Below are 8,135 nucleotides of genomic sequence, written 5' to 3' on the forward strand. Positions count from 1 at the left end.
CTTATATTTATCCTTATTATTTGCTATAATATAGACTCTTACTTTATATTCTCAAAGGAGTTTTTTACAGAAATGAACAAATCACAAGAGCAATGGACATCTAAGCTCGGCTTTATTCTCGCTGCAGCTGGATCAGCCATCGGGATTGGTGTTATATGGAAATTCCCTTATATGGTTGGAACCAATGGCGGCGGAATCTTTTTTCTGATGTTTATCTTATTCACCCTCATTATTGGTGCACCGATTTTAATTACTGAATTTATTATCGGAAGACGAACACAAAAAGATGCAGTACGAGCTTATAAAGAACTAGCACCAGGAACTCCATGGACCTTAATCGGTTACTGTGGCGTAATTGCTTCGATTATCCTGCTGTCATTTTACAGCGTTGTTGGCGGATGGATTCTTTCTTATCTTATCCGTAGTATAACTAATTCACTTTCAAATTTAACACAACAGCAATACGGAGATTTATTTAATACCATTATTAGTAATCCTTATGAAACCGTTATCGCACAATTGATCTTTATGCTGATTACCATTTTGGTTGTCCAAGGCGGGATTCAACAAGGGATTGAAAAAGCAAGCAAATATATGATGCCAGCGCTATTCATTTTATTTCTGGTATTATTAGCCCGCTCCTTAACATTAGATGGGGCCATGGAAGGAGTCAAATTCTTCTTAAAGCCTGACACATCTGTTTTATCTGAGCAAACGGTTCTCCTCGCACTAGGACAAGCTTTTTTCACCTTAAGTATCGGGATTTCAGTTATGGTGACGTACGCCTCCTATTTAAATAAAAATGAAGACTTAACCAAATCAGCTTTATCCGTGGTAGGGTTGAATATTTTTATCGCTTTACTGGCGGGTCTGGTTATTTTCCCAGCGGTTTTCGCGCTTGGGTTTGATCCTGCAAGTGGTCCTGGGCTTGTTTTCGTTGTCTTACCAGCTGTTTTTAATGAAATTGCCTTTGGATCGGTATTCATGTTTATCTTCTTCATCTTAATCCTCTTTGCCACACTCACTTCTGCTTTTTCTATTTTAGAAATTGTCGTAGCTGCTATGGTGAAAGGAGATGAAGCAAAACGAAAAAAATCATCATGGATTGCTGGTATTCTTGTATTCATTATCGGGATTCCAAGTGCGCTTTCCTTTGGTGTTTTAAGTAATATTACCTTATTTAATAAATCTATTTTTGATATAGCTGACTTCCTTGTCAGCAATATCGCCTTACCAGTAGGAGCCCTATTTATTTCTCTATTTGTCGGCTTCCAACTAAAAAGACTACACGTTGAAGAAGAATTCCTGTCTGGTTCTTCGTATGGAAAGAAAATCTTTAAAGTATGGTATTTTTTAATTCGTTATATCGCTCCGATTGCCATTGCAATCGTTCTGTTAAGCTCCATTGGGTTCATTTAACAGATTTTGATGTTAGTAAAAGGCTATCCTAAAAATAGGCAGGATAAAACAATAATAAAAGATTATAGATAAAACCGCCTATTTTCATACTACATGGTACAAATTTTTTGTATGGATGCCTCTGTTATAGGATGTTATTGAAATTTGGCTCATTCCCGCATACTGTGGAATGAGCCAAATTTCATTTAATAGACACTATTATGTAACACAATGACAACAAGAAACATGTTACACTCTATATAAATAACTATTTCCTGAAAAAGGGAGAGGTGCACTATGTCCGATATCGCTCGAAACATTCGACTATATAGAGAACAGAAAAATTTATCTCAACAGGAATTAGCCATCAAAATGCGAGTAGGTACGAAAAAAATTGAATTATATGAGTCAGGTGAATTGATTCCGGACACAGAAACGATGTTAAGATTATGTACCGTGCTTGATCTACCCGCCTCAGAAATTTTAGAAAAAGAATATCATAGCAATAAAAAAACGGCTTTGGATAATGAAATTGCAACACTAATTGAGGAAATTGGAATGGAAAAAGCAGTATTTCTGTTACGTTCTTTTAAAGAAACTAGCGAGGCTGATGTATTAAAAATGCTAAATGTTTTTAAAAATTAGACTTTGTTATATCACACCATTGATTAATAGAGCTAAAAATTAAATAAGATGTATAACATCAGCATATATTGGAAACAATAAGGAATAACTTTCTATGATTACTCATCTAGAATAGCTCTTTCTTTCGATATCCCCCTATGGAAAAGGGTCGAATTTTTTTGAAATTCGACCCTTTTTTTTTGCTATATTAGATTAGTAAAGCGCTTATCCTTACCAGCTTAATTAAATCTCTCCATGAATCGAGAAATTCGCTTAATCGCTTCTTGAAGTTGTTCCATTGAAGAGGCATACGAACAACGAATATGTCCTTCACCGCTTTCTCCAAACACATCTCCAGGAACAACCGCAACTTTCTCTTCCAATAAAAGCCGCTCTGCAAATTCTTGAGAAGATAGACCGGTTTTTTTAATAGATGGGAAGGCATAGAAAGCTCCACCTGGCTTATGACAGTCTAGACCAATTTCATTAAACGATTTTACAATATAGTTTCGTCGTCTACGATAACTGCTTCTCATATCTTCCACATCAGACATCCCATGTTGTAAAGCTTCTAACGCTGCATATTGTGCCATTGTTGGTGCACACATAATAGCATACTGATGAACTTTCAACATCGCTTGGCTAATTTCTTTAGGCGCACATACAAATCCTAAACGCCAGCCTGTCATTGCAAAAGCTTTAGAAAATCCATTTAATAAAATTGTCCGCTCTAGCATGCCATCGATAGCTGCAAAAGACGTATATCCCTCATCATAGACAAGCTCTGCATAAATTTCATCCGAAATGACTAATAAATCATGTTTCATGACAACTTCAGCAATTGCTTCAAGGTCCGATTTCCCCAGTTGTGTACCAGTTGGGTTATTCGGTGAACAAATAAAGAGAGCCTTTGTTTTTGGTGTAATGAGTTCTTCAATTTGTTCAGCCTTAATTTTGAAATCATTCTCCGGTAAAGCTTGAACAGTTACAGGCACTCCGCCTGCCATTGTAACGATTGGTGCATAAGCCACAAAGCACGGCTCAACCACAATAATTTCTTCTCCAGGGTTTAAAATCGTGCGTAGCGCAATATCAATTCCTTGACTTGCCCCCACCGTCACAATAACTTCCTCTTGAGGATCATATGAAACATGAAAACGCGTTTTCATATAATGAGCAATCTCTTCCCTTAACTCAAGCATACCAGCATTCGCTGTATAAGATGTATGCCCCATTTCTAATGAATTGATGGCCGCTTCCCTTGCTGACCAAGATGTCACAAAATCGGGCTCACCTACACCTAGAGATACAACACCCTCCATATTAGCTGCTAAGTCAAAGAATTTACGAATACCTGATGGTTTAAGCTCTTGAACAGTTTTAGAAATATAACTTGTTTTAATCACGGTGACACCACAATTCTTTTATCTTTTTCAGTCGGCTCGAAAATCGTGCCATCATGTTTATATTTTTTCAAAATAAAATGAGTAGTCGTTGAAATAACTGAATCTAATGTCGATAATTTTTCAGAAACAAATTGCGCAACTTCGTTCATAGAACGGCCTTCAATAATAACTGATAAATCATAAACACCTGACATTAAATAAACAGATTCTACTTCTTTAAAACGGTATATTCTTTGGGCCACTTCATCGAAACCAACTCCACGCTTAGGTGTTACCTTTACATCAATCATCGCCGTAACGCCATGATATTCATCTACTTTCGCCCAGTTAATAAGTGTCGCATAGCGAACGATGATACGCATATCTTCAAGTTTTTGTAATGTAGCTTGAATATCTTCTTCCGATAAATCCGTCATTTTAGCCAAGTCTGCTGTTTCAATTCGGCTATTCGTCTCAATAATTCGTAGTAGTTCCAATTCTTGATCATTCAAGTGCATTGGAAACCCTCCTTTGACATTCAAAGTGATGGTTAAGCTGGCAGAATACCTTTTAGGTTCTTTCCTCATATTAGACCTATAAGGTGTAATATACGACAATAAAAAGAAATTTAACACAAGGATGTTCTGTCAGGATAAACTGTTCATATTATACCAAAGTTCGTATCAAATCTGTTATATAAAATATTCTTTTTTCCGCCTATTTGTATAGATTCTGTTCTGTAACAGGGGAATTTTGAAAGTACTAGCAAGGAGGGGCTTATATGACAATAAAAGGAATAGAGACAGTCGGAAATATAGATATTTATTTTGAACAATACAGGAGTGACTCATCACATCAAACGATTCTATTACTGCACGGTTTCTTATCATCGAGCTTTAGCTATCGTAAGCTAATTCCTTATTTAACACCCGACTTTAATATCATTACCGTCGATTTACCTCCATTTGGACAGAGCGGGAAAACATATCGTTATACATATTCGTTTGAAAACATCGCACGCTCAATCATTGAATTGATAGAAGCAAAAGGGCTGCAATCTATTTGCCTCATTGGTCATTCAATGGGGGGACAAATTGCATTGCAGCTCGCAAGCATTCGCCCTGACCTCGTGCAGCGAATCGTCCTTTTATGCAGTTCTGGCTACTTGCCTAGCTTTCCGCGTAAAATGAAGGCGCTCAGTTACTTACCGTTTTTTTCACTAGGTGTTCGGCATTACCTTGCTAAATCCGGCCTTGAAAAAAATCTCAAAAAAGTCGTGTACAATCAAGAACTTATTGATGATACGATGCGACAAGGGTATCTGCAACCATTTACAGAGGGGAGACAAATTTTTCGTGCCTTAGGCCGAATGGTACGCGATAAGAGGGTAGATTTATTAAAGGAAGATTTACAAAAAGTCCATACACCATGCTTGCTCATCTGGGGACGTGAGGATAAAGTAGTTCCACTTAAGATTGGAAAACGGCTAGCCTCAGATTTACCCAATGCTAACCTTATCATCCTAGATGATACAGGCCATCTCTTACCAGAAGAAAAACCAACAGAAGTGTCCTCGTATATTAAAAACTTCTTTATAGAAAAAAGCTGATTCTACCGTCAGAATCAGCCTTTTTCTATAAAGTACAGCTTGTATTAGTTCGGATCATAATCAGCTTCTCAGCAACAGCTAAGCACGCTTGAAAATCAAGAGGTTCATCAAATGAAAATTCATAAATTTCTTTTAACCTTCTGGCTAAACTTTGAACATCTTCAATATCTGAAACAGCAAGAACAGCATCTGCTATTTCTGGTTCATAGTTTTCACTACCTACTTCAAACGGGTCCCATTCCTGCAGAACACGGACAAGGGACAAAGTCATTTGTTGTCTATCCATTTTATTATCACCTGCTCCATTTTCTTTGCTAACATAGTACCATACAATTTTATTTTTAGCTTTGTTACATGACGATATTACGTTTTGATTAATAATAGGATGTAGCCTATCCTTGATATTTAGAAATCAGGCTCTTTTAAAAAATTAAAGGCGGTGGATGTTTTGAACTCCTCTATTTTTGATGAATCATTAAACAGAAAAAATACTTCATCCTTAAAATGGGATGCTCTGCAAACCATATATGGCGTAGAGGACTTACTTCCAATGTGGGTAGCGGACATGGATTTTCCTGCACCTCCATTCGTTCAAGAAGCATTAATCGAGAGAATCAAGCACCCTGTGTTTGGCTATACAATTGCGCCTCCCTCCGTATACAGCCATATTACTGATTGGCTGCAAACAAGACATAGCTGGGGGATTATCCAAGATCAAATCACGTTCAGTCCAGGTGTTGTAAGCTCCATTGGTACAGCGATTCAGGCATTGACTAAACCGAACGAACGCATTCTCATTCAATCACCGGTTTACATGCCCTTTTTTGATATGGTTAAACGAAATGGACGAGAAGTTGTCCTAAATGAACTACAGCTAGTAGATAACCGCTATACGATTGATTTTACAGACTTCGAAGAAAAAATAAAAAACAATGTAAAGCTTTTTCTATTATGTAGTCCACATAATCCAGGAGGCCGCGTTTGGACAAAAGCTGAACTACAAAAAATGAGTGAACTTTGCCTTCAATATAATGTGACAATTGTGAGCGACGAAATCCATGCTGATCTGACTCATTCATCCTACCAGCATGTGCCTACCGCTTCACTAAATCCTACCGTTGCAGACAACACCATTACATTTATGGCGCCAAGCAAAACGTTTAATTTAGCTGGCCTGCAAGCTTCTTACATGATTACAAACAATAAAAAGTTACAGTTAGCATTTAAGCGTGTACAGGAAGCGCAAGGATTTCATGGTTTGAACACCTTCGCCTTAACAGCAATGGATGCCGCTTACTGCAAAGGTGGACAATGGTTAGATGAGTTGCTAGTCTACATAGAAGCGAATATAGAAATAGCCGAATTATTCATCGCAAATGAAATTCCAACGCTTTCTTGCATGCATCCTGAGGCCTCTTATCTACTTTGGATTGATTGTCGAGTTTTAGGATTAACTGATCAACAAATTCAAGATGCTCTTCTCCAAAAAGGAAAACTCGCTCTCGAACCAGGAAAAAAATATGGACCTGGCGGCGAGGGATTCGTACGTATGAATGTCGGATGCCCGCGCTCCGTTTTATTAGACGGATTAAATCGGTTAAAGCTGGCATTGACCAATAATTAAAGACCGTTAAAAAACCTAAATAACCTGCTTCTCTATTTTTAGAAAAAGGCAGATTATCTAGGTTTTTTTAACGTATGCTGTGTAAAACCTTAACTTAAAATATGTTTCTCTTGTGCTTCTTTCAGCCAATTCGGAAACTCATCTAATAATTGGTCATATAATTGTTCATCAACCTGTACAAAACCACAAAAAGGACTCCTATCAACATAAGGAGTCCTTTTTGTGAATTACTTCCTGTTACTCTACATATGGATCTTTCTCATATCGCGGCAAATCTCCAAATGGTGTCATCATTCCAGCTTCGTCCAACTCTTCCTCTAATTGCTCGTGCTGCGTATTTGGATAAATCATAATATTTTTTCCTGTTATATCAACCGCAGCGAAGTTCTCATAGTCTTCTACATAGCCAATATTTTCATCTGATTCCACATACGTATCTTCATAATCAGCTGGCGGACGAATAAAATCCGATGGGCTCTCCGATGTTCCGTAGCTAGCTACTTCCTGCCATGTATCCTCCGCATCGTAGGCGACAGATTCTTTACGATTATCAAAATCAAACTGCCCAAAAGGCGGCATTAACACTTCTTCCTCAATCGGCCGATTATGCGATGTCTGCTGTGAAGGACTATGTTCCACGCAAAACGTCGTGGTCGGAATCGCTTGTAAACGGTCTGTCGGAATGTCTTTTCCACAAACCTCGCATGTTCCATAACTACCACTGTCTATCGCCTTTAAAGCATGATTAATTTCATCTAATTCCTGCCTTGCATGCTCATATAACGCCATATCCTTCTCTCGCTCATAAAGCTCTGTCGCATCATCTGCTGGATGATTATCATAACTTGACAGCTCTCCTACCGCATCATGACCATGACTTCTTAATAAATCAAATTCTTGACGCAACAACGGTTCTGCTTCTTGCTTCATTTGCTCCAATTGGTGTTTGAACTCGTTGAGTTGATTCGGTTGCATACTAAAAAAACACCCTTTCTGAGTCAGTCTCCTTTTAGTATTTGTAACCATACTTTTTTCAACTAAGGTAGTTTCTTCCGCTGTTTAGGAGAAAGATGTGTGAAACCGCGGTTTCACATGAATGAGCCAAAAATCATATGATCGGCAACATTCATGAACACAGCCTATGAAAAAGTATCGTTCTTTCCTGTGTTTTGTTGCTGTGCAATACGCTCTTCAAGCTGCTTTGTTTTCAGCTCTTCTTTTTTGGAATAACGAATAATGAATCGCATTGTAAAAATTGCAGCTAACAAAAAGATTGCACAAGAAATCGCGGCTGGGATATACTCTGATTTATCATCTGGAAAGTAAAGAAACAAACCAATTACTACGTGCTTCATCCTGTTCATCCTTTCTACGTCCCGATATATATACTCATTATAACAATACCCATAAAATTCCACCATTTTGCCCTCATGATGAATTGGCGAGATTTTTAATTCCAACCAAAAAGGGCTGCGCCAAAGCATAAGCTTTGACG

Annotated in this window: 9 protein-coding genes; 4 read left to right on the forward strand and 5 right to left on the reverse strand. The window is 37.8% G+C overall.

The window, feature by feature from the left end:
* Nucleotides 1-72 precede the first annotated feature (72 nt).
* Together V7068_RS19040 and V7068_RS19045 are read left to right on the forward strand one after the other, a co-directional pair.
* On the forward strand, nt 73-1,419 hold the full coding sequence (locus tag V7068_RS19040; protein WP_499714083.1) for a sodium-dependent transporter: 1,347 nt from the start codon (nt 73-75) through the stop codon (nt 1,417-1,419).
* A 276-nt stretch (nt 1,420-1,695) separates the two neighbouring features.
* Nucleotides 1,696-2,043, forward strand: a complete 348-nt coding sequence (locus tag V7068_RS19045) for a helix-turn-helix domain-containing protein (protein WP_499714084.1) — start codon at nt 1,696-1,698, stop codon at nt 2,041-2,043.
* A 218-nt stretch (nt 2,044-2,261) separates the two neighbouring features.
* Here V7068_RS19045 and V7068_RS19050 read toward each other — a convergent pair whose 3' ends face one another.
* Together V7068_RS19050 and V7068_RS19055 are read right to left on the reverse strand one after the other, a co-directional pair.
* Nucleotides 2,262-3,428, reverse strand: coding sequence for an aminotransferase (locus V7068_RS19050; protein ID WP_499714085.1), 1,167 nt, complete (start codon nt 3,426-3,428; stop codon nt 2,262-2,264).
* On the reverse strand, nt 3,425-3,925 hold the full coding sequence (locus tag V7068_RS19055; RefSeq protein ID WP_499714086.1) for an Lrp/AsnC family transcriptional regulator: 501 nt from the start codon (nt 3,923-3,925) through the stop codon (nt 3,425-3,427). The genes V7068_RS19050 and V7068_RS19055 overlap by 4 nt, the downstream gene beginning before the upstream one ends.
* A gap of 263 nt (nt 3,926-4,188) precedes the next feature.
* Here V7068_RS19055 and V7068_RS19060 point away from each other — a divergent pair, with 263 nt between their 5' ends.
* Nucleotides 4,189-5,016, forward strand: a complete 828-nt coding sequence (locus tag V7068_RS19060) for an alpha/beta fold hydrolase (RefSeq protein WP_499714087.1) — start codon at nt 4,189-4,191, stop codon at nt 5,014-5,016.
* A gap of 25 nt (nt 5,017-5,041) precedes the next feature.
* Here the strand turns inward: V7068_RS19060 and V7068_RS19065 are convergent, their stop codons facing one another.
* Nucleotides 5,042-5,302 carry a DUF1871 family protein gene (locus V7068_RS19065; RefSeq protein ID WP_127761887.1) on the reverse strand — a complete coding sequence of 87 codons (261 nt, stop codon included), beginning with the start codon at nt 5,300-5,302 and terminating at the stop codon, nt 5,042-5,044.
* A gap of 162 nt (nt 5,303-5,464) precedes the next feature.
* On the opposite strand from V7068_RS19065, the gene V7068_RS19070 reads away from it, so the two are divergent.
* Nucleotides 5,465-6,640 carry a MalY/PatB family protein gene (locus V7068_RS19070; RefSeq protein ID WP_499714088.1) on the forward strand — a complete coding sequence of 392 codons (1,176 nt, stop codon included), beginning with the start codon at nt 5,465-5,467 and terminating at the stop codon, nt 6,638-6,640.
* 237 nt (nt 6,641-6,877) lie between these two features.
* On the opposite strand, the gene V7068_RS19075 is transcribed toward V7068_RS19070, so the two are convergent.
* A complete protein-coding gene (locus tag V7068_RS19075) occupies nt 6,878-7,615 on the reverse strand; it encodes a yteA family sporulation protein (RefSeq protein ID WP_499714089.1) in 738 nt (245 codons plus the stop codon).
* A gap of 164 nt (nt 7,616-7,779) precedes the next feature.
* Nucleotides 7,780-8,135, reverse strand: a 356-nt coding sequence (locus V7068_RS19080; RefSeq protein ID WP_499714090.1) for a hypothetical protein, incomplete at its 5' end; no start/stop codon positions are given.

This window comes from Bacillus sp. JJ634 (genome assembly GCF_036962285.1).
In the GTDB taxonomy this organism is placed as follows: Bacteria; Bacillota; Bacilli; order Bacillales; family DSM-1321; genus Peribacillus; species Peribacillus asahii_A.

Coding starts and splice junctions, on each gene's coding strand:
- V7068_RS19075 (WP_499714089.1), bottom strand. CDS start 7,615: ATGCAACCGAATCAACTCAACGAGTTCAAACACCAATTGGAGCAAATG.
- V7068_RS19055 (WP_499714086.1), bottom strand. CDS start 3,925: ATGCACTTGAATGATCAAGAATTGGAACTACTACGAATTATTGAGACG.
- V7068_RS19040 (WP_499714083.1), top strand. CDS start 73: ATGAACAAATCACAAGAGCAATGGACATCTAAGCTCGGCTTTATTCTC.
- V7068_RS19060 (WP_499714087.1), top strand. CDS start 4,189: ATGACAATAAAAGGAATAGAGACAGTCGGAAATATAGATATTTATTTT.
- V7068_RS19065 (WP_127761887.1), bottom strand. CDS start 5,302: ATGGATAGACAACAAATGACTTTGTCCCTTGTCCGTGTTCTGCAGGAA.
- V7068_RS19045 (WP_499714084.1), top strand. CDS start 1,696: ATGTCCGATATCGCTCGAAACATTCGACTATATAGAGAACAGAAAAAT.